We start from the raw sequence: 21,212 nt of genomic DNA, 5'->3' as shown, positions 1-21,212 counted from the left end.
TTATTCAACGTTTATTCGCTCTAGATCGGTCTAGGCGAGCCGTGCTGATTTGATATAGTAATCCTGTACGTCACAAGAAACACCTAGTCAGATCGAGATTATTCGAGTTTGCGGAGAACGCAACAGCGCGGAAAAGGTTGGTCAGACACAAACGTGTTGTCGCGGGTTCGAGTCCCGCCCCCGCTACGACAGGCCCCCACGATCTCGCCATCGTGGGGGCTTCGTCATTTCTTCTCTCATCGGGCTGCGCATGTTTCGCGAATGTACTCGTAGAGATCGGCCTTGATCTTCTCAGACACGGGGAAGTAGCTGACGCCGGATCGGCGACCCGCTTCGACGTCGATCGGGAGGATCGTGCCCCGTTTGTCGTCCGCCAACGCGTGGGCGTCGCAGCGCGATGGAACCACGGCGATGGTCACTGTGGACGGCGAGTCCTCTCCTGACACCTCGATGGCGAGTGGAAGCAAAGAGACCGGTTGCGGGTCGTTCACGTCGATCAGTCGCAGAAGCGGAGTGTCCCGCGCTGAAACGAGGGTGAAACTGGCTGATGCACCGGTCGGCTCGACCTGCAAATCGATCAGGGCGACTGGATTGCCCTTGACGGTCTGGATGCGCAGATCCGTCGGCCCCGAGATCACGGCAATTTTCGAGATCGATGCGTCCAGGCAGTCTCGGTCCGTCACGCCAGCCAATTGGTTCAGCGCGTCCTCCGGGATCACCGTGGTGTGGCCATGGACTGCGCTGGTACTGAAATCTACCGTGACGAATGGCGTCGTCTTCGTGGCATCACACACCGACTCGCCGAGGAGTACTGGCATGTTGGTCGCCTCCCTGGGCGCGATGACAACCGGCACTTTGGGGTACTCGGCGGCCGTGGTGAACGCTGCAGAGCTGAAACTCAAACGATCGATGGCAAGCGGGATGTCGGCGCTGTTACTGATGCGTATCTGCAGGCGGCGCGCCTGCCCATCCAACCGGCCCTGGTGAACACTCACGCTCACGCCGTCAGGCAACTGTGTTGCGGCGCTGTCAGCGCATCCTGAAAGCAGCGGCAACACGCTTGCGAGCAGGATAGCGTCTACCCGTGTGATCAGTCGACGAGGACTCACAGATGAATCCTAGTTCGGTCCGGTCCGGTCCGGCGCGGCAGTGGTTCCGCGGTCCGTGTCGCCGGGGCTGGGGCGCGCGGGCCGCTTAGAGAACCAGCAACCACAGGCCGAGGGTCACCGCGATCGAGGTGGCCACCAGCAGGGTGACCTGGGTCACCGGTGCTGAGCGCAGCGGCCCTTCTGACTCCAAAGCGTCATGCCCGATCACTGCGGCCGGCTCCGCGTCGGCGGTTGCGGCCGCCACACTCATCGCGAGCGCCACGCGCGGAGGGGATGCCATGGTGGCCGCCGATGCGGCCACGTTCTGGGCGGCCACCGCGGTGAGGGGGTCTGCGCCAATGGTGATCGCCGCCTGGGCGGTGCTCGCCGAGAACATGGCGGCCGAGCCGGAATTGGATCCGGTGACATAGCCGCCGATGGCGCCGATGAGGGGGATGAACAACAAGTAGGCGGGGCCCAGCTGCGACGCGGCCTGGGCCAGGTACAGGCTGGTGCCGCTCGCTGCCATCAGGCCACCGAGCACGAGGAAGAGCCCGGTGGTGAGCGCAACCGGAATGCCGCGCCTGGCGCTGCTGCGCACGAGGGTGGGCACGAGGTCTGGCATGAGTCGCAGCAGCCTGAGAGCGAGCGCAGCGGTCACGAACAGCCACAGGGCGGGGCTGGCCAGGATGCGCCCCGTCATGCCGAGGGGAAGCATCCGATCCAGCACTGAGGTGGTGAGCAGACCGAGAACCAGCACCCCGTACGGCAGCAGGGCACGCCCAAGAGTACGGTCCGCATGGAGCCGGTTGCGTTCCACGATTCGGGCGACCAGCAGAATGGCCAGAATTGTTACCAGTGATGCGGTGGCACCCGCGAGCGGCGGGCCGAGCAGAAGGTTCGCGGCGATGAGGGAAGACCACAGCACCCCGATGGCGATGACGGCATCGACGATGGATCGCCGGGCCTGCACGCGCCCGACGGCGATCACAAGAACCACCGGAGTGGTGATCAACAGCACCGGGAGGGTGAACACGGCACCCCAGACCCCGACACCCACGAAGTCGACGCCTCCGAGCCGGGCCGCGATGAGAGTGCCGGGAGCGAGCGCCCCCCACGGCACGAGCACCAGTCCGAGCAGGGCCACCACAGCCGCCTTCGTGCGGCTCAATCCGATGTGGATGAGTAGCGGGATGGCCACGATCACTCCGAGACCGAAGCCGGTGACCGATTCGGCGAACGGTGTCACACCGAGCGAGATCAGCAGTACGACGCGGCCACGACCCCGGCACGCGCTGGTCAGCCATTGTGCGATCGTCGATTGCGCCCCGGACGCGGTGAGTATCTCGGCGAGAAGAACTCCACCCAGGATGATCAATACCACCTCGAGCACGAGCGGGCCGAGTGTTCCGGCGGTGTCGAGTGCGGTTGCCCCATCGATCGGGAACCACGCGAGTGAGACGGCGATCGCCACGATGATCGCGATGAGTGCTGCCGGTGTGGCCTTGACCCGAGCGGCCAGCAATCCGCAGACGATCAGGAGCGGTGCGGAGGCGGCAAGGGTGAGCAGGGGGTTCACGGAGTCTTCGGCCTACGAGTCATCGACATCCGTGGAGCCTGGGTCAAGGGTCGGGTTGATTCTGGCAACCTGGGCGAATGCCACAGGGCTGCCCCGGCGATGGCGTTCGAATCACACGTGTGGTCCATTGTGCCCCCACCCTAGTATTACGCGGAGCGTGAAGGCGGGCTTGCGTCGGCCGCATCGTCGCCGGTGCGTGCTCGAAGTCAACGGGCCCGCGCACGGCGAAACCGCTCAGTATCGGGATCCGACGGTGGGAGGCAGCGCTTCCAGTAGTGCCAGATCGGTTTGTGTGAGATCGATGGTTGCCGCACCCACGTTCTCCTCCATATACGCGACTTGCTTGGTGCCGGGAATCGGGACGATCGATTCGCCCTGTGCCAGGATCCACGCGATCGCGATCTGCGCGGGTGTGGCGCCGTGGTTCGTCGCCACTGTTCTGATCCCCTCCACGATTGCTTGATTCGCGGCAATGGCTTCTCGGGCAAACCGCGGGTTGGTGGAGCGGATATCGTCATCGTCGAAATCTGCTGATGCGATGGTTCCGGTCAAGAAGCCGCGACCCAATGGCGCAAACGGCACAAAACCTGCCCCGTTGGCCTCGCACCAGGGAATGATCTCTTCTTCAGCGTCGCGTGTCCACAGGGAGAACTCAGATTGTACGGCGGTCACTGCGCCCATTCGGTGAACCACATCCAGTTGCTCGCGAGTGGCTTCACAGATGCCCAGATGCTTCACGTGGCCTTCTTGCTGAAGCTCCAGGAGCGCGCCCCAACTGTCTTCAATCGGTACGCAAGGATCCACCCGGTGGAGGAAGTAGATATCGACCACCTCGATGTTCAGACGCTGGAGCGATTCTGTGCATGCCGTCTTCAGGTGCTCGGGTCGGGCGTTGATCACGTACGTGTCCGTTCCCGTTTCACGCACCAGTCCTGCCTTGGTGGAGATGACGACGTCTTCTCGTTTGTCGCCTAAGAATTTCGAAAGGAGAACTTCATTGGTGAATGGGCCATAACAGTCGGCCGTGTCGTAGAACGTGATTCCACGCTCGAACGCACGCTCCAGGGTGTTCAACGAGGCGCTCTCATTCCTCTCGTGCGCGGCTCCGTACTCTGCGGACATTCCCACACATCCGAGTCCGATCTCGGAGACGGTGAGATCGCCGAGTTGCCGTTGTTGAAGCATGCCAAGACTCCTTTGCCGTGGGTTCACTCGAAAGGGGAAGGAGAATTTTCGCTGGGGCGCGGCACGACCAGCTGAAGGGGATGATGTCTGCTCCAGTGCAGCGTCAAACCGCCCCGCCGGGCCAGGAGTACGCCGAGCATGCCGGCGGCGACGGCGGGGACCAGCCCGGAAACAATCATCCCGAAGTGCGCTCCGAAGTGTTCGACGATCACGCCCATCAGGGGTCCGCCCAGGGCTTGGCCGCCCATCATGATGAGCACGTAGAGGCTCATCACGCGGCCGCGGATGCCCAGGTTCGAGGTGAGTTGGATCAACGAGTTGGCTGCGGTGAAGAAGAGCAGCGTGGCGAAGCCGGAGAGCACCAGCACGGCGCTGAAGGCCACCACATTCGGCATAAGCCCCGCCGTCGCCTGCAGTACTCCCCAGAGACCGCCGGCGGCGATGACGCTCCGAAGCCGCACGCCAGCGGTGCGCGTCGACGCCAGCGCGCCCACCAGCGCCCCGGTGGCGACCAGGCTGTTGAACAGGCCGTAGCCGCCGGCGCCGAGGTTGAACACGTCGGCCGCGTATGCGGCGAGCATCACCGGCATGTTCAACGCGAACACCGCCAGGAAGGCCAGCATGATCAACGGGAAAAGAATCGTCGGCTTGCCGGCGGCATAACGGATGCCCTGCCGCAGTTGTCCCTTCGACCGGGGCATGGGGGGCGTGCGAATCAGCGCCGAGGTGCGCAACTGTGAGAGCGTGAAGACGGTGATCAGGCAGGCGGCCGCGTTGATGGCGAACGCCCAACCGGCCCCGACGGCCACCAGCAGGATACCGGCGACGGCCGGCCCGATCAGGCCGCCGAGCTGGAAGACCGACGAGTTCACGCTGATTGCGTTGCGCAGGTGCCTCGGTCCCACGATCTCGTTCACGAACACCTGGCGGGCAGGGTTGTCGATGATGCTGACAAATCCTACGACGAGGGCGATGAGGTAGACGTGCCACACCTGAACGGCGCCGCTCAGCGCCAGCACGGCCAGCAGGAGGCTCAACGTCCCGATGATCGATTGCGTGATCATCAACAGCATCCGCTTCGAGCGGCGGTCGACGATCACGCCACCGAACAGGCCGAACACGAGCATCGGGGAGAACTGCATGGCCACCGTGATGCCCACCGCAACGACGCTGCCGGTGAGTTCGAGCACAAGCCAGTCCTGGGCGATGCGCTGCATCCAGATGGCCGACATCGCGATCACGTTGGACAGGGTGAAGAGGCGGAAGTTTGGCACTTTCAGGGATGCCAGAGTGTCGCGCCAGCGCGGTGGGGTTGCCGCAATGGGCATCGGGGCGGTGGGTGGAAAGGCGGTGTGGGGAGCGGAGGTCACAAGAGTCCTGCAGAATATCGAGGGCGTAGTCATAGAGATTACCGGCGACACCACCATTCCTGTACTAAATTGAGGCTATATCTACCATTGCGTTTTCGAATGAGACCCGTGTTTGTAATGAGTGCCATGGTTTTCAACTGATGCCGTATTCACGATTGGGGCCGACATGTACGATCCCGTCCTGCTCGCCACTTTTCTTGCCGTGGCCGAGACGCGCAGTTTCACGGGCGCGGCGACAAGGCTCGGGCTCAGCCAGCCGACGGTGAGCCAGCACGTGCGCAAGCTGGAGAAGGCGGCGGGCCGCCAACTGGTCTCGCGCGACACCCGTGACGTTCATCTGACCGACAACGGGGACGCCATGGCCGGGTTCGCGCGCACCATCCTCGCAGCGCACACCGCGGCGTCGAGCTATTTCACCGGCAGCGCCATGCGGGGCCGGTTGCGGTTCGGTACCGCAGACGACCTGGCGATCACAGAGCTTCCGCGAATCCTGCGGCATTTCCGCCAGTTGAACCCCGAGGTGAACCTGGAGCTCACCGTGGGCCAGAGCGCACCGCTGTACCGTCGGCTCAAGGCCGGGCAACTCGACCTTATCTTCATCAAACAGTCGCCAGACGCCCCCACCGAAGGCACCAGGGTGTCCCGTGATTCCATGGTCTGGATCGGTCAGGAGCAAACCGTCATCGACCCAGAGCAACCGGTGCCGCTGATCACCTACCAGGGGCCTTCGATCAGCCGGCAGATGTCGATCGCCGCCCTGGAGGAGGCAGGGCGCACCTGGCGCATCACTTGCAACACGCGTGAGGTGAGTGGTGTGTTGGCTGCGGTGCGGGCCGGGTTGGGGGTCGCGATCTTTCCGCAGACCCTGATCCCGGGAGACCTGATGCGGGTGAGCCAGCGGTTCGCGCTGCCCGAACTCGGTGCGGTCGACTTCACCCTGCTGTCGAACCCGCTGGCTGCGCCCGACCCGGTCGCTGCGCTCACCCAGGCGATCGTGGGGAGGCCGTTGCTGGCGAGGCGGTAGGCGGGGGGCGACGCGCCGTATCGCTACACTCTCGGCCGCCCGCGAGACGCCCCGCCTAGACTTGGGGCGGGTAGCACCCTGCCCCAAGCGCCCGCTGGAGGAAGGGGCGCATCCGGTCGAGATAAGGAGCCGTGCTGCGATGAATGCGACTGCCGCGGTTCCAACCCGTCTCGATCACATCGTGCTGGCGACACCGCACCTTGTTGAAACGGTTCGGCGCTTCGCAGAGCTCACCGGTGTGGAGCCGATATTGGGCGGTGACCATGCAGGGCTCGGGTCTCGCAACTACCTGGTTCGTTTCACCGACACGAGCTATCTCGAGATCATCGGACGCAACCCGGACGAGACGGTTGCTGATTACCGCATCCCGTTCAAGATCGGCGGCCTCACCTCGACCCGGATCGCCACCTGGGCGTTGCGCACTGAACGGATCAGTGCGGTCATCGAGACGGCCAAGGAGGCCGGCTTCGACTGCGGTGAGCAGAAGACCATGTCGAGGCGGCTGCCCGATGGAAGTCTGCTCAGCTGGACCCTGACAACCCCGTACGCAGATGATTCCGGGGTAGTGCCCTTTCTGATCGACTGGTCTGGCTCGTTCAGCCACCCGGCGACGATGACGGTGCCACAGGTCGACCTGCTCGCATTCCGCGCGTTGCACCCGAGCCCAGACTCGGTGCACCCCGTGTTGACGGCGATCGGCGCCGACCTCGAAGTGGCGGTGGGGGAGTCCGGTTTCGAGCTGGAGCTTAGAACGCCGCGCGGCACCGTGCTGCTTGACAGCGACTTCGTGAGCAGCCTGTAACTGGCTGAGGACAGCACCTCACCTTCACCTCTTCTGTAGGGTGAGAGGGGAGAGTGACCACTTCAGCGAGGAGACAATCGTGCCGCAGATCATGCCCGAACGCCATCTTTTCGGTCCCGGACCGACCAACGCATACCCGGAGGCGACGGTTGCCCTGGGGTTTCCGTTGCTCGGGCACCTCGATCCGGCGTTCATTGAGCGCCTCGACAACACCTGCGAGATGCTGCGCACCGTCTGGGGCACCACGAACCAGCGCACCCTGCCGCTGAGCGGGACCGGATCGGCGGGCATGGAGGCGGCGTTCGTCAACACCGTCGGGCCGGGTGATGTCGCGGTGATCGCGGTCAACGGTCTGTTCGGTGAGCGCATGTGTGATGTCGCCGCCCGGTGCGGCGCCGAGGTGGTGCGTGTCGACCACGAGTGGGGGCAACCGGTGGATGCCGAACGGGTCGCCGCGGCGCATCCTGCCCCGAAGGTGATCGCTGCCGTACACGCCGAGACCTCAACCGGTTCGCTGTCGGACATCAGCGCGCTGGGCGAACTGAAGGGCGATGCGATCCTGATCGCAGATGCGGTCACCTCCATCGCCGGGACCGAACTGGCCGCCGACGACTGGGGTATCGACGTGGGCTACGCCGGCACCCAGAAATGCATCGGTGTGGCCCCGGGTCTGGCGCCTTTCACGATCTCGGATGCCGCGTTCGAGCGCCGCATCGAGAAGCCGCAGTCGTGGTACCTCGACCTGGGGATGCTCGGAGGCTATGCGGGCACCAAGGCGTCGGGACGCACCTACCACCACACCGCACCGGTCGCGATGGTCGCAAGCCTTGAGGCCGGTCTCGAGCGGGTGCTGGCCGAGGGGCTCGAGAACGTGTGGGCCAGACACTGGGCCGCGGGCACCGCGTTGCAGAACGGCATCGAGGAGATGGGTCTCGACCTGTTCGCCGCTGAGGGCCACCGACTGCCACAGCTGACGAGTGTCGTCGTACCCGACGGCGTGGATTCCGCGAAGGTCAGGCGCTACCTGCTGGAGAGGTTCCAGATCGAGATCGGTGCCGGCGTGGGTCAGTTCGCGTCGACCGTGTGGCGGATCGGCCTGATGGGGCCGAACGCCAACCCCGCCTCCGTAACGCTCATTCTTGGCGCGTTGAAAGAAGCTGTAGCGAAGGCGTGACGGTCAAGCGGTCGCTCAGCGATCGTCTCGACGCCTCGGGCCCTCGCTCACCCAAGGGTGTCTGCCGTCTCCGGTCGTGAAAGCTCGTGGGTCTCAAGGGCGTCGAGAAACGGGATGAGCCAGTCCACGATCGCCTCCGGGGCGGCCGGCGCGATGCGATAGTAGCTGTAGGTGCCCGCATGCCGCACCGCGACGGCGCCGGACCGTCGCAGCACCGCAAGTTGCTTGGACACGGTGGTGCGCACGGCGTCGACTCGGCTGGCAATCTCTGAGGCGCTCAACTCTGCGGCGCCCCCGTCGCCGGCAGGGGCGGCCTGCAGCAGCGTGAGCAGGATCTCCCGACGCAATGGGGTGGAGATGGCCTCGAAGGCGGTGGTCTCAGCCATTCGTCAGGGCAGGTGACGTTCGTCAACGCCGTTGTACGCAGACAATGGGCGGATCAGGGCGTTCGCGGCCAATTGTTCCATGATGTGCGCCGTCCAGCCGACCACGCGGGAGGCGACGAACAGTGGCGTAAACGTGGGGGTGTCGAAGCCGATCAGATTGTACGCGGGCCCCGACGGGTAGTCGAGGTTCGGCAGGATGTTCTTGCGGCTGGTCATCGCCTCATCGAGTGCCGTGTACAACTCCAACACCTCGGGACGGTCGTAGTGGTCGACGAGGGTGTCCAACGCCGCCTTCATCGTGGGCACCCGCGAGTCGCCGTTCTTGTACACTCGGTGCCCGAAGCCCATGATCTTGCGCTTCTCGGCCAGCGCATTCTCCAACCAGGCCTCCGCGTTGGCGGCGTCGCCGACTTCGTCGAACACGTGCATGACCGCTTCGTTCGCCCCACCGTGCAGCGGACCCTTCAGCGCCCCGATGCCGCCGACCACTGCAGAGTAGAGGTCGCTCAGCGTCGAGGTGATCACACGTGTGGTGAAGGTCGACGCGTTGAACGAGTGCTCCGCGTACAGGATCATCGACACGGTGAATGCATCGACGACGACCGCATCCGGAATCTCACCGAATGTCATGTGCAGAAAATTCTGCGAATAGTCCAGGTCGTCACGCGCGGGTACGAGTTCTTCGCCGCGACGACGCCGCTGGTCGTAAGCGACGATCGCCGGGAGCTTCGCGTAGAGGCTTATCGCCTTGGCCAGGTTCGATTCTGCACTGGAGTCTTCGGCGTCGGGGTCGGATGCCCCGATCGCGCTGACCGCGGTTCGCAGAACATCCATCGGATGCGCGGTCATCGGCAGCAGGTCGATGGTGGCTTTCACATTGGCGTCGAGTGCGCGTCGGCCGCGCTCGGTCGCTTGGAACTCGGCCAACTGGTCGTCGGTGGGTAGTTCACCGTGCCACAAGAGGTAGGCAACCTGCTCGAAACTGCAGTGCGCGGCCAACTGCTGCACGGGGTAGCCGCGATACAGCAGGGAGTTGGTGTCAGGGTTGACCTTGGAGATCGCGGTGTGGTCGACGACGACTCCGGCTAGGCCCTTCTTGATGTCGGTGGTGGTCATGGTGCTCCTTCGCAGCCTGTTCATTGGTTTGGAATTGTTGTTTCGGGGCTCAGTGACGTGCGGCTCACTGACGTGGGGTTCATCACCCCGGATGAGGGTGATGCCGCCACCGTCACCGAATCTCAGTCCGGGGACGATGACGGCGGTTGGTTGCTCTCAGCGTTCCACCTGGAAGTTGAACACGTTGGTGTCGAACCGGTTGTAGCCCTCGTAGTCCAGTGAGGTGTAGAGGTCTGCGCGGTGCTGCATCTGGCCGAGGATCGGCTCCAGGGTGCCGTGCTCGTTGAGCGTGTCCAGGCCGCGTTCGGCCGACCCCATGGCGAGGCGCAGCAGCGAGACCGGCCAGATCACCAGGTTGATGCCGATTCCAGCGAGCTGGTCGACCGTGAACAGGTCACTCTTGCCGAACTCGGTCATGTTCGCCAGGATCGGCACGTCGACGGCGGCGCGCACCGCCTCGAACTCGGCCAGGGTGCCCATGGCCTCGGGAAAGATGGCGTCGGCCCCGGCGTCGACCAGTTTCTTGGCGCGTTCGGTCGCCAGCCGCAGGCCGCCGTCCCCTGGCGCCGTGGCGCGGATGTCGGTGCGCGCCATGATGAGGAAGTTCTCGTCCCGGCGAGCGTCGACGGCGGCACGGATGCGCTTGAGCGCGGTGTCCTCATCCACTACCTGCTTGCCGTCGAGGTGCCCGCAACGCTTTGGGTTCACCTGGTCTTCGATGTGCAGGCCGGCGAGCCCGGCGTCCTCCATCTCCTGGATGGTGCGGGCGACGTTCATCGGCTCGCCGAAGCCGGTGTCGGCATCGACGATCGCGGGCAGCTCGGTCATGCGGGCGATCTGCTTCGCCCGGCCGGCCACCTCGCTGAGCGTGGTCAGCCCGATGTCGGGCAGGCCGAGGTCGGCCGACAACACCGCGCCGGAGATGTAGACACCGTCAAAACCCTTCGTCTCGATCATCCGGGCAGACAGCGGGTTGAACGCCCCCGGAAAGCGCAGCAGCTCCCCGGTCGCCAGGCGCTCGCGAAACAGGCGGCGCTTCTCGGTGGGATTCGTCTTGGCATACAACATCAGAACAGTCCTTCCGGGGCGGGTGCGGCCGCCAGGATTCCGGGAATCGCCTGGATGGTGAGGCCTCCGAACTCGTCGGCGGTCAATTCTGGCAGACGCTCGACGAGAGCGAGGAAGCGTTCGATCTCCGCATCCTCCAGCACGCCTTCGGCGAGCATCCGGAACTTCGCCACATACTCGGCGCGGGCGAACGGACGGGCACCCAGCGGGTGCGCGTCGGCGACCGCCAGCTCGTCGGTGATCGTGGTTCCATCGGTCATCGTGATCTCCACCCGCCCACCGAACGCCTTCTCGCTGATGTCCAGCGAGTGGTAGCGGCGGGTCCACTCGGCGTCTTCGACCGTCGTGATCTTGTTCCACAGGGTCACCGTGTCGGCGCGGTTCGCGCGCTCCGGCGTGTAGGAGTCCACGTGGTGCCAGGCGCCATCCTGAAGGGCGACCGCGAAGATGTACGGGATCGAGTGGTCCAGGGTCTCGCGGCTCGCACTCGGGTCGTACTTCTGCGGGTCGTTCGCTCCCGATCCGATCACATAGTGCGTGTGGTGCGAGGTGTGGATGACGATACTGTCGATGCTGTCGCCCTCGGCCAGTTCCGGATGTTCGCGGTGCAGCTTGCGGGCCAGGTCGATCAGCGCCTGCGCCTGGTACTCCGCCGAGTGCTCCTTCGTGTAGGTGTCCAGGATCGCCCTCTTCGCCTCGCCTGCTTCCGGCAGGGGCACCTCATAGGAGGCATCCGGGCCATCCAGCAGCCAGGCGATCACCGCATCCTCGCCCTCATAGATCGGGGTGGGGCTGGTCTCGCCGCGCATCGCCCGGTCGACGGCCTCCACGGCCATTTTCCCGGCGAACGCCGGGGCGTGAGCCTTCCAACTCGAGATCTCGCCCTTGCGGGACTGCCGGGTGGCCGTGGTGGTGTGCAGGGCCTGGCCGATGGCCTGGAAGATCGTCTCGGTGTCGAGGCCGAGGAGGGTGCCGATGCCGGCTGCTGCCGACGGCCCGAGGTGGGCGACGTGGTCGATCTTGTGCTTGTGCAGGCAGATCGCCTTCACCAGGTCGACCTGGATCTCGTAGGCGGTCGCCATGGCGCGTACCAGGTCGGATCCGGTGAGGCCGCGCTCTTCGCCGACGTGCTGGGCGACGGCGATGATCGCCGGGATGTTGTCTGCCGGGTGCGAGTAGTCCGCCGCCAGGAATGTGTCGTGGTAGTCCAGTTCGCGCACCGCCACACCGTTGGCCCAGGCCGCCCATTCCGGGGAGGTGCGAATGGCGGCATCCGGGCCGAACACGTTCGCGCCCTTGCCGTGCACCGACTGCGGGTGGGAGAGCGCTTGGGCGCGGGCGGCGGAGACCGGGCGACGGCCGATCGAGGCGGCGGCCACGGCGGCGTTGTCGATGATGCGGTTGATGATCATGTCGGTCACGTCATCGGTCACCGCCACTGGGTCGGTGGCCACTTCGGCGATCTTCCAGGCCAGCTGGTCCTCCTTCTGGAGGTTCTCTTCGCTGGAGTGGACACGAACGTTGTGCATTTTCATGGATGCTCTTTCTGTAGTGATCGGGCTTGTCTGATTCGGGGCCGGTTTCACGCCGGTTGCGGCTCGGTCTGCCGCAGGGTGGCCATCACGTTGACCAGGCTGGAATGCAGGTGCACGGCGGTGGCCTGCACCGCGAGGGTCTCGTCCTGGGCAAGGATCGCCTCGGTGATGAGCAGGTGTTCGGCTGCCGCGCGGGCCAGGCGTTCCGGGTTGTCCCGGGAGAGCCGGCGGGCGCGGACCAGGTGGGTGCGCAGGCCGGTCAGGGCGTTCGTGAGGTAGCGGTTGTCCACCGAGCGGTCGACGGCGGCGTCGAAGCGGGCGACCAGCGCGTAGAAGGCATCCCGTTCACTCTCGTCGACGGAGCTCTTGGCGGCGGCGAGCTGGAACTCGTCACGGAGACTCCGGAAGACCTCAGGATCGCGGCGGCGGGCGGCCAGGCGAGCGGCCTGGGTCTCGAGTGCCTCACGGAACTCGAACAACTCGACGAGGTGGTCGGTGGAAAAGGCGGCAACGGAGTCGACGCGACCTCGGGACTCCACGAGTCCTTCGGCGATCAGTCGGGCGAGGGCTTCTCGAACCGGCGTGCGCGAGACTCCGATGCGTTCGGCCTGCTCGATCTCGGCCAACGGTGTGCCGGGAGCCAGGCGCCAGTTGAGAATGTCATCGCGGAGCACCGTGTATGCGCGTTCGCCTGCCTTCATGGAACTCCATTGTATACATTGACGGTGAAATGAGCGAGTTCTCCCGCGCTTGACGGCGCGACCTCCCGCTGTGCGTATACAGCGACCGGGCTTGCTGGTTGCTCTACTCCACCACGGCCTCAGTGCGGGCAATCCTCAGTGAAGTGCTGGCGTTCCGCGATCTTCTGAGCGTGACGAGTCACTGCCTTTTCAGTTCGATCTGAGTTGCAGAACCAATATTCCACGTCGGTCGTGCCGCTATTCCCGTCCGTGCTGTGACGCACAAATCAATAATACCGAAAATGTCTGAGTTTTGACTGTCGCAGTTGTTTTGTTGTGGGTGACCCCGTATAGAGTGTTCGCGGGAGACGTTGAAGGAGAATCGATGAAGCTGATCGTCCTGGTCAAAGAAGTACCGGACACGTATGGCGACCGAAAGCTCAACCTCGAGACCGGCCTCGCCGATCGCGGGGCCAGTGAGGCTGTACTCGACGAGATCAGCGAGCGGGCGCTTGAAGCGGCCCTGACCTACGCTGACGCCAATCCGGGCACAGAGGTTGTTGCACTCGCGGCTGCGCCAGCGGGCTCAGTATCGACCGTGCGCAAGGCCTTGGGCATGGGCGCCGACAGAGCGATTCATGTGGCCGACGAGGCTCTCGCGGGAGCCGATATCGTGTTGACGGCACAGGTCCTTGCCGCTGCGATCAAACGGGACGGATTTGACCTGGTGATCTCGGGCAACGTGTCGACTGATGGCTCGGGCGGCATGGTTCCAGCGGCAATTGCCGAGTATTTGGAAGTGCCTCAGCTGACGGGTTTGAGCGAGATTGAAATCACGGATTCCAAAGTGTCCGGCACGCGACCCATCGACGGCGGTGCGCAGCGGGTGTCGGCTCAGCTCCCCGCAGTGGTTTCGATCACCGAGGCGTTCCCTGATCCGCGCTTTCCGAGCTTCAAAGGGATCATGGCTGCGAAGAAGAAGCCTTTCGAGACTGTGTCGCTTGCCGACCTGGGCGTGCGCGCAGATGATCCTGAAGTCGCCCGATCCATCATGCTGAGCATTGCAGAGAAACCTCCGCGCGAGGCAGGTATCAAGATCGTTGATGACGGAGAAGCAGGCAAGGACCTTGCCGACTTCCTGCTCAAGAACCGTTTGGCTTAGGGGCGAAGATATGACTGAATATGCTGCTGACGCGATCCTCGTCGTCGTAGAGACCACGCCTGCAGGTGCAATCGCGAAATCTGCCGCAGAACTCATCGGTGCGGCTGATGCAGTGGGAACCCCTGTGGCCTTGCTCCTGGGTTCAGCCGACCATGCCGGGGAAGTCGCCGAACTCGGCGCCGCCGCCGTGCTCGTGGCCGACGGCACCGGTCTGGATGGTGGGGCGGTTGATGCGCTCGCGGCTGCGGCTGAGCGAGTGAATCCTGAAGCGATCCTGGTGTCGCACTCGCCTGATGGGCGCGACATCGCTGCACGGTTCGCCGTGCGCGCCAAGCATTCGATTTCGGCGGACGCAACCGGTATCTCGCGGGATGACGTCGGCGTTGTTGCCCACCACTCGGTATACGGCGGGGCCTACAACGTCACCTCGACGGCCACCTTCGGCGCCCCTGTCATCACGGTTCGGCAAGGGTCTATCGACGCTCGGGCAGCCGCACAGGCCGTCGACCTTGAAACGCTCACTGTAGAGCCCTCGGGTAAGCCTTCTTCGATCGTCGAGTCGTTCGAAGAAGAGACCGCAGTGTCGTCACGGCCTGAGCTGCGCGGCGCGGTGAAGGTTGTTTCGGGCGGGCGCGGTCTTGGCTCAGAGGACCACTTCAAGCTGGTCGAAGATCTCGCGGACGTGCTGGGCGCGGCTGTGGGCGCCTCGCGCGCTGCAGTCGACGCGGGCTATATCCGCGCCAACCATCAGGTGGGACAGACTGGTGTCTCGGTCGCGCCGCAGCTGTATATCGCGCTCGGTATTTCAGGGGCGATACAACATCGCGCGGGGATGCAGACGTCAAAGATGATCGTTGCGATCAATAAGGATGCCGACGCTCCAATATTCGAGGTGGCGGACTACGGTATCGTCGGCGATCTGTTCACTGTCGTTCCGCAGCTCATCAGCGCGCTGGAAGCGGGAAAGAAGTAGTTTTGGCAACGTACACGGGTCAGATTCGTCAAGGTTTGCCGCGTACGCACGGAGGCGAGCCGTGGCCGCCTATTGCTGCCGCGCCCCCTGGCCTCGGTGCCGAACACGATTCTGGAGCGCCACAGCCGACGGACGAAGCGCCGGGGGGAGTGGCGTTGGTGGAGAGTGCGCCTGCTGGCCCCGCAACACCCACTCCATCGTCGTCGCTGGCCCCCGAGGAGACCGTTCAGGAAACGGCTGCAGAGACTCAGGTCGGGGCGCCCGTCGTGCGCCAGGGGCTGCCTCGTGTGGTCGGCGGTGCGCCGTGGCCGCCCAGTCGCGTCACCGCAGCGGCCGCCGGGGTGAGCCCGGATTCTGAACCGACCGCTCCCGCGCGGGAGCCTGACCGCTCGGCGCCTGTCGGAGGGGCTCAGCCCGAGCAGCCCGTCCAGGCGAATCAAGCAATGGAGGCAACTGCCGCTGAGGTGCCGGCTGCTGAGCCGACTGAGCCAGATACCGGAGGGGTATCGTTGCGCCGTGGCCTACCACGAGTTGCAGGTGGCGATGCCTGGCCGGCGGCCGGGTTCGCGCCCGCTCGGCCCACTCGCACAGGTCAGGAGGCTACAACGGCAGATGGACCAACGGCGGCTGGGCGATCAACGACATCAGAAACCGATCATGCCGTTCCCGCTCAGCCCCAACCGGTGGCGACCCCGGCTCCAGCAGCAAAACCGGCCGAGCCGGCAAAACCGGCAGTGCCTGTACAGCCGTCAGTGCCTGCACAACCTGTAGTGCCTGCAGAAACCGCACGCCCTGCCGTTTCTGTAACGCGCGCAAAGCCTGCAAGGCCCGCGCGTGAACCCATCATGATCGGCCAGAAGACTCTCGGATACTGGGTCAAGATGGGCGTGCTCGGCTCGCTGGCGGCGGTGATCGTTGCAGCGATCCTGGTGCTTGCGGCCCGTGGGCTGACAACGCTGCCCGGGGTGCCAGAATTCCTCAAGCGATATCCCGGAGAGTACGCCCTGCCGGAGAACACTGAGGCTGGCTTTCCTGCGTGGGCAAGGTGGGCGCACTTCCTCAACTTCTTCATGATCGCCTTGATCATTCGCTCGGGCCTCCAGGTGCGCTCACAGCTGAAGCCGCCGGCATTCTGGACGCCGAAGAAGGGCGGGACGAAGGTGAGCATCAATCTGTGGCTGCACACCTCACTTGACCTTCTGTGGATGGCAAACGGGCTCATCTTTGTCGTTCTTCTTTTCGTCACCGGGCACTGGGCGCGAATAGTCCCGACGAGCCTGGAAGTGTTCCCCAACGCTGCGTCTGCACTGCTGCAATACATGACATTGGACTGGCCCGTTGAGAATGGCTGGGTCAACTACAACAGCCTGCAGCAACTGATGTACTTCATCGTCGTGTTCGTGGCCGCGCCGATTGCAATCATCACCGGGGTGCGCATGAGTCAGTGGTGGCCCGCGAAGGCCGACAGGCTGAATCGGATCTATCCGGCTCCACTGGCGCGGGCCCTCCACTTTCCGACAATGATCTTCTTCGCCCTTTTCATCCTGGCCCATGTCATCCTCGTCTTGGCGACCGGTGCACTGCGCAACCTGAATCACATGTTCGCCGGAGAAGACGTCGTGAACTGGGTCGGCTTCTGGTGGTTTGCGCTGTCAATCGCCGTGACAGCGGGCGCGCTCGTTGCCGCACGCCCGATGCTGCTTGCACCGATCGCAAACCTGTTCGGCAAGGTGAGCAACCGCTGACCCGGGCGCCCGGCATCCCCGGGGCTGAGGCGACTCGTGTCCGTCGGGAGCAAACGAGGGCGCGCGGCGTCTGCCTTGACAATCAAAATGTCTGACAATTAGTATTGTTCTAATCGAACTCACATTTTTGAAAGGTATTCAGATGTCAATCAAAGAGGGCTGGACCGGGCGCTTCTTCGAGGATTTCGAGGTGGGCGACGTTTACAAGCACCCTCTCGGCCGCACTGTGACGGAAGCCGACAACACGTGGTTCTCCCTCTTGACAATGAACACCAACCAGATGCATTTCAACGCAGAATATGCCAAGAAATCCGAGTTCGGCCAGCCGCTGGTCGTCTCGACCCTGACGGTGGCAATCGCTGTGGGCCAGAGTGTCACTGACCTTACGCAGAACGCGTTCGCAAATCTGGGGTGGGACGACATCAAGATGACCCACCCGGTGTTTGCCGGGGACACCTTGTTCAGCGAGTCGATCGTGCTTGAGAAGCGTGAGTCCGGAAGTCGCCCCCACGCCGGCATCGTCACCGTCCGCACTCGCACGCTGAACCAGACCGGTGACGAGGTCTGCTCGTTCAAACGTATTTTTTACGTCTACAAGCGTGGAGCAGAACAGCTCGAAGGCATTTTTCCCGAGGGCAGGCAGCCGCTCGGCCTGGGCGGCGAGTAGCCAGATGAGGATCACCTTCCAGCCTTGGGGTGAGTCGATGGCCGAACTGCTCGACGTGAGCCGTCGGGCTGAGGCAGCGGGGGCCGAGACTCTGTGGGTCCAAGAGCTCCACCGCAGCGCGACCGTCACTGCGGCCGCTGTAGCAGGAGCGACCACGACGGCCAAGGTGGCCACGGGCATCGCGCTTGGCTTCACCCGTAGCCCCATGATCCTGGCGCTCGAGGCGCTCGACATTGACGAGATCTCGGACGGCCGTTTCATCCTTGGTGTCGGTTCGGGCGTCCGGCGCCTCAACGAACAATGGCACAACGCGAGCTGGGGGAAGCCCGTGGCCCATATGCGCGAGACCGTGCGCAACGTGCGCCATTTCTGGTCCAGGGCGGCCGATGGCAGCCCCATCGACCTCGACGGCGACTTCGAACCGATGCGCATTCGCGGCTACGAGCGCGCACTCAACCAGATCCGATCCGATATTCCGATCTACCTCGCCGCCATGGGTCCGATCATGACTCAGCTCGCCGGCGAGATCGGCGATGGCTGGATCAGTCACGAGCTCTGCTCGCCGGCATTCCTGGCGGACCGGGTCCTGCCCGAGCTCGAAGCTGGCGTCCAGAAGGTCGAAGGCAAATCACTCGCCGACGTCGACGTGGTGGTCTCCGCCTGCTGCGGAGTTCACGAGGACATCACGACCGCGCGACGCTACGTCGCGGGCACCGTGGGCTTTTATGCAAGCGTGCGCAGCTACGCCGACTTCTTCGACTTTCACGGACTGGCTGAAGAACAAGAGCGGGTCATCGATGCATTCCGGCAGGGACGCGGCGCAGACTACCTTGCGAACGAGGTATCGGACTCGATGGTCGATGTGCTCACGATGGCTGGCACTCGTGACCAGGTCGCCGAGCGCATCACCGCATACAACGGGCTGGCCGACGCGGTCAAGCTGAGCGCCCCGACACACGGCATGACCCCAGCTGAGATACGTGCTGCGCAGGATGAGCTCATTACCATGATCGCTGAAATCAGGGAGAGTATTACATGAAACCCCTCGAGGATGTACGCATCATCGCAGTAGAACAGTACGGTGCGGGGCCCTTTGGGTCGGTTCACCTCGCCGACCTCGGCGCCGAGGTCATCAAGATCGAAGATCCACGATTCGGCGGTGACGTCGGACGGTACGTTCCCCCCTATTTCGAAGGCGAGGACTCACTCTTCTTCGAGACGTTCAACCGCAACAAGAAGAGCCTCTCCCTGGATCTCTCGACCGAATCCGGCAGAGAGGTCTTTGAGGAGCTCGTCAAGACCGCCGATGTGGTCTACTCCAACCTCCGCGGTGATGTGCCGGCCAAGATGCGCATCAAATATGACGATCTGAAGCACCTCAATCCTGCGATCGTGTGTGTCTCGCTCTCCGGCTTCGGAATGACCGGTCCGCGTCAGAGCGAACCGGGCTATGACTACATCCTGCAGGGCCTCAGTGGCTGGATGGACCTCACCGGCGAGCCTGATGGCCCGCCCACCAAGTCTGGACTTTCGATGGTCGACTATTCCGGTGGGCTGGTGGCGGCGATCTCGTTGCTCAGCGGACTCCACGCCGCACGTCGTGACGGTGTGGGTATGGACTGCGACGTGAGTCTGTATGACACCGCAATCGCCATGCTGACCTACCCGGCGACCTGGCACTTGAACGCGGGATTCACCCCGGTTCGCACGAGGCACTCGGCCCATCCCTCGCTCGTGCCGTTCCAGGCCTTCATGGCAAGCGACGGCTGGATTGTGGTGGGTTGCGCGAAGGAGAAATTCTGGCAACGGCTCGCACCCTTGGTCGGCCGGCCAGAGTGGGCTCTCGAGGAGTCCCCCTACGGGAACTTCTCCGGCCGCCAGCAGAACAGCAAGGAGCTGCTCGCCGAGCTGGAAGAGATTTTCACGACCAAGACGGTCGATGAGTGGCTGAGCATACTGTACCCAGCGTCGATTCCGTGTGGCCCTATCAACGATGTGGGGGCGGCTCTGGAGGAGGACCACACCCGGGCCCGCAACCTCATTGTTGAGACTGAGCACCCTCACTTCGGTACTCTCAAGCAGGTGGCCTCACCCGTGCGCGTGGGCAATGACATTCCTGAGTACCGGCGTGCACCGAGACGAAACGAGGATTTCGACTATGTTCTCAGTGACGTCGCCGGATTCGACAGGGAAACGATCGAGAGGTTGACGGCGCAGGGAGCGTTCGGAATTCCGGTTGACAGCGAGATGCCACGTGGTGGCGCCAAGGCGGAAGCAGCGACACGATGATTGCGCGCGACCTGGCAACGTGGGGGCTCGGTGTGACCACAATGCCCGAGCCCGTGCGTGAGGCCGCCGTGCGTCACCTGCTCGACGGCATCGGCAACTCGATTGCAGGGTTCCGGTCGGGCTCGGCAGACCCGGCCATCCACGTCGCCCGCGGCCTGGGGGGTCCACCGGAGTCCACGATCCTGGGCACCTCGGCGCGAGTGTCGGCGCCGGCCGCGGCTTTGGCGAACGGAACCCTGGTGCACGCGCTTGACTTTGACGACACCCATGCGGGCGGGCTGGTTCACGCCACGGCGGTCGTGCTCCCCGCGGCCTTCGCGGTTGGGGAGCAGGTCGGTGCTTCCGGCGAGGAGATCCTCCTGGCGGCGATCGTCGGCTACGAAGCGGTGTGCCGAATCGCCGCAGCCGCCCCGCACGGCTTCCACTCTCGCGGACTTCACGCGACCATGGTCGCCGGGGTATTCTCTTCAGCTCTCATCGCCTCGCGCCTGTGCGGACTCGACGTCGAGCAGACCACGAATGCACTCGGGATTGCCGGCAGTCAGGCTGGGGGTCTCCTCGCCTTCCTGGCCACCGGCGCGTCGACCAAGCAGCTGCACCCGGGTTTCGCCTCACAGTCTGGCATCATCGCCGCCCGCCTCGCCTCAGCGGGAGCCACCGGCCCGGAGACGGTTTTTGACGGGCCTCACGGAGTTTTTGATGCTCTCGCGAGCGGGGCCACCAATCCCGAGAGCATCGTCGACGCTCTGGGAGAGCGGTGGGAAACCACACGGATCGGCATCAAACCGTACCCGGCCTGCCAGCTCTCTCACGCAACGCTTGATGCACTAAAGGCTGCCCGACGCCAGGTGAATTTTGCCCCGGAGGATGTCGAATTCGTCACCGCACGGGTACACCCGGACTCGGCGTCGGTAGTGTGTGACACCAGCCGCGATCTGACCCGTCCGGCGAGCCCGTATGCGGCGAAGTTCTCGCTTCCGTGGAGCGCGGCCGCCATCATCGTCGATCAGGATATGACGTTGGCGACATTCGAACCTGCAAGCATTTCTCGCCCGCAGGTTGCCGAAATCGCCGCGCGCATATCGATCGAGCTCGCCCCCTCTGCGAACGTCGCTGCAGACGCACGCGGCGAGGTGCTGGTGGGACTGCGCGACGGGCGGCGAATTGTGGGCTCTGTTGAACGCAGCGCCGGGGGACCAGACAACCCGTTGAGCGACGCGGAGCTCCACGCCAAGTTCACCGGCAACGTCGGCGACGACAGCGCCCGCATCATCGCCGCGATCGAGGCCCTCGAAGATCAACCCACTCTCCACAACATCATGACCGTCGTCGCCAAGACAACGGTTGAAGACAGCAAATAAAGAGGACG

The 21,212-nt window shown here is 64.1% G+C and carries 19 protein-coding genes; 10 read left to right on the top strand and 9 right to left on the bottom strand.

What is annotated here, in order from left to right; all coding sequences use genetic code 11:
- Positions 1-236: 236 nt before the first annotated feature.
- The 4 genes from DL891_RS06330 to DL891_RS06315 form a co-directional block, all read right to left on the bottom strand.
- Entirely contained in the window at positions 237-1,109 is an 873-nt protein-coding gene (locus DL891_RS06330; protein ID WP_157962419.1) for a hypothetical protein, read from the bottom strand.
- Between the two features lie 85 nt (positions 1,110-1,194).
- Complete coding sequence (locus DL891_RS06325; RefSeq protein ID WP_111719578.1) at positions 1,195-2,667, bottom strand: L-lactate permease; 1,473 nt, start codon at positions 2,665-2,667, stop codon at positions 1,195-1,197.
- A gap of 234 nt (positions 2,668-2,901) precedes the next feature.
- A complete protein-coding gene (locus DL891_RS06320) occupies positions 2,902-3,852 on the bottom strand; it encodes an aldo/keto reductase (protein ID WP_111719577.1) in 951 nt (316 codons plus the stop codon).
- 23 nt (positions 3,853-3,875) lie between these two features.
- Positions 3,876-5,180 carry an MFS transporter gene (locus DL891_RS06315; RefSeq protein ID WP_111719651.1) on the bottom strand — a complete coding sequence of 435 codons (1,305 nt, stop codon included), beginning with the start codon at positions 5,178-5,180 and terminating at the stop codon, positions 3,876-3,878.
- Positions 5,181-5,388: 208 nt separating this feature from the next.
- Between DL891_RS06315 and DL891_RS06310 the strand changes: the two genes are divergently transcribed.
- The 3 genes from DL891_RS06310 (at position 5,389) to DL891_RS06300 (ending at position 8,222) form a co-directional block, all read left to right on the top strand.
- On the top strand, positions 5,389-6,246 hold the full coding sequence (locus DL891_RS06310; RefSeq protein WP_111719576.1) for a LysR substrate-binding domain-containing protein: 858 nt from the start codon (positions 5,389-5,391) through the stop codon (positions 6,244-6,246).
- Positions 6,247-6,385: 139 nt separating this feature from the next.
- Positions 6,386-7,048, top strand: coding sequence for a VOC family protein (locus tag DL891_RS06305; protein WP_111719575.1), 663 nt, complete (start codon positions 6,386-6,388; stop codon positions 7,046-7,048).
- Positions 7,049-7,127: 79 nt separating this feature from the next.
- Entirely contained in the window at positions 7,128-8,222 is a 1,095-nt protein-coding gene (locus tag DL891_RS06300; protein ID WP_111719574.1) for an alanine--glyoxylate aminotransferase family protein, read from the top strand.
- Positions 8,223-8,269: 47 nt separating this feature from the next.
- Here DL891_RS06300 and DL891_RS06295 read toward each other — a convergent pair whose 3' ends face one another.
- From DL891_RS06295 to DL891_RS06275, 5 genes are all read right to left on the bottom strand, one after another.
- On the bottom strand, positions 8,270-8,608 hold the full coding sequence (locus DL891_RS06295; protein WP_111719573.1) for a helix-turn-helix transcriptional regulator: 339 nt from the start codon (positions 8,606-8,608) through the stop codon (positions 8,270-8,272).
- 3 nt (positions 8,609-8,611) lie between these two features.
- The gene (locus DL891_RS06290) at positions 8,612-9,724 is read right to left on the bottom strand and encodes a bifunctional 2-methylcitrate synthase/citrate synthase (RefSeq protein WP_111719572.1); all 1,113 of its coding nucleotides are present in this window, start codon (positions 9,722-9,724) and stop codon (positions 8,612-8,614) included.
- Positions 9,725-9,880: 156 nt separating this feature from the next.
- Entirely contained in the window at positions 9,881-10,792 is a 912-nt protein-coding gene (gene prpB, locus DL891_RS06285; protein ID WP_111719571.1) for a methylisocitrate lyase, read from the bottom strand.
- On the bottom strand, positions 10,792-12,327 hold the full coding sequence (locus DL891_RS06280) for an MmgE/PrpD family protein (RefSeq protein WP_111719570.1): 1,536 nt from the start codon (positions 12,325-12,327) through the stop codon (positions 10,792-10,794). Before DL891_RS06280 ends, prpB begins: the two co-directional genes overlap by 1 nt.
- A 47-nt stretch (positions 12,328-12,374) precedes the next feature.
- A complete protein-coding gene (locus tag DL891_RS06275; RefSeq protein ID WP_111719569.1) occupies positions 12,375-13,028 on the bottom strand; it encodes a GntR family transcriptional regulator in 654 nt (217 codons plus the stop codon).
- 364 nt (positions 13,029-13,392) lie between these two features.
- On the opposite strand from DL891_RS06275, the gene DL891_RS06270 reads away from it, so the two are divergent.
- From DL891_RS06270 to DL891_RS06240, 7 genes are all read left to right on the top strand, one after another.
- A complete protein-coding gene (locus tag DL891_RS06270) occupies positions 13,393-14,169 on the top strand; it encodes an electron transfer flavoprotein subunit beta/FixA family protein (RefSeq protein ID WP_111719568.1) in 777 nt (258 codons plus the stop codon).
- Between the two features lie 10 nt (positions 14,170-14,179).
- A complete protein-coding gene (locus DL891_RS06265) occupies positions 14,180-15,142 on the top strand; it encodes an electron transfer flavoprotein subunit alpha/FixB family protein (RefSeq protein WP_111719567.1) in 963 nt (320 codons plus the stop codon).
- A gap of 845 nt (positions 15,143-15,987) precedes the next feature.
- A complete protein-coding gene (locus DL891_RS17455) occupies positions 15,988-16,887 on the top strand; it encodes a cytochrome b/b6 domain-containing protein (RefSeq protein ID WP_232819030.1) in 900 nt (299 codons plus the stop codon).
- A gap of 142 nt (positions 16,888-17,029) precedes the next feature.
- Complete coding sequence (locus tag DL891_RS06255) at positions 17,030-17,554, top strand: MaoC family dehydratase (protein WP_111719565.1); 525 nt, start codon at positions 17,030-17,032, stop codon at positions 17,552-17,554.
- Between the two features lie 4 nt (positions 17,555-17,558).
- Complete coding sequence (locus DL891_RS06250; protein ID WP_111719564.1) at positions 17,559-18,593, top strand: LLM class flavin-dependent oxidoreductase; 1,035 nt, start codon at positions 17,559-17,561, stop codon at positions 18,591-18,593.
- A complete protein-coding gene (locus DL891_RS06245; RefSeq protein WP_111719563.1) occupies positions 18,590-19,843 on the top strand; it encodes a CaiB/BaiF CoA-transferase family protein in 1,254 nt (417 codons plus the stop codon). Before DL891_RS06250 ends, DL891_RS06245 begins: the two co-directional genes overlap by 4 nt.
- The gene (locus DL891_RS06240; protein WP_111719562.1) at positions 19,840-21,204 is read left to right on the top strand and encodes an MmgE/PrpD family protein; all 1,365 of its coding nucleotides are present in this window, start codon (positions 19,840-19,842) and stop codon (positions 21,202-21,204) included. The genes DL891_RS06245 and DL891_RS06240 overlap by 4 nt, the downstream gene beginning before the upstream one ends.
- Positions 21,205-21,212 lie beyond the last annotated feature (8 nt).

The organism is Homoserinimonas sp. OAct 916, from assembly GCF_003260275.1.
Lineage (GTDB): Bacteria > Actinomycetota > Actinomycetes > Actinomycetales > Microbacteriaceae > OACT-916.
The sequence above is the reverse complement of the archived record's forward strand: the minus strand, read 5'-3'. Positions and strand labels throughout refer to the sequence as shown.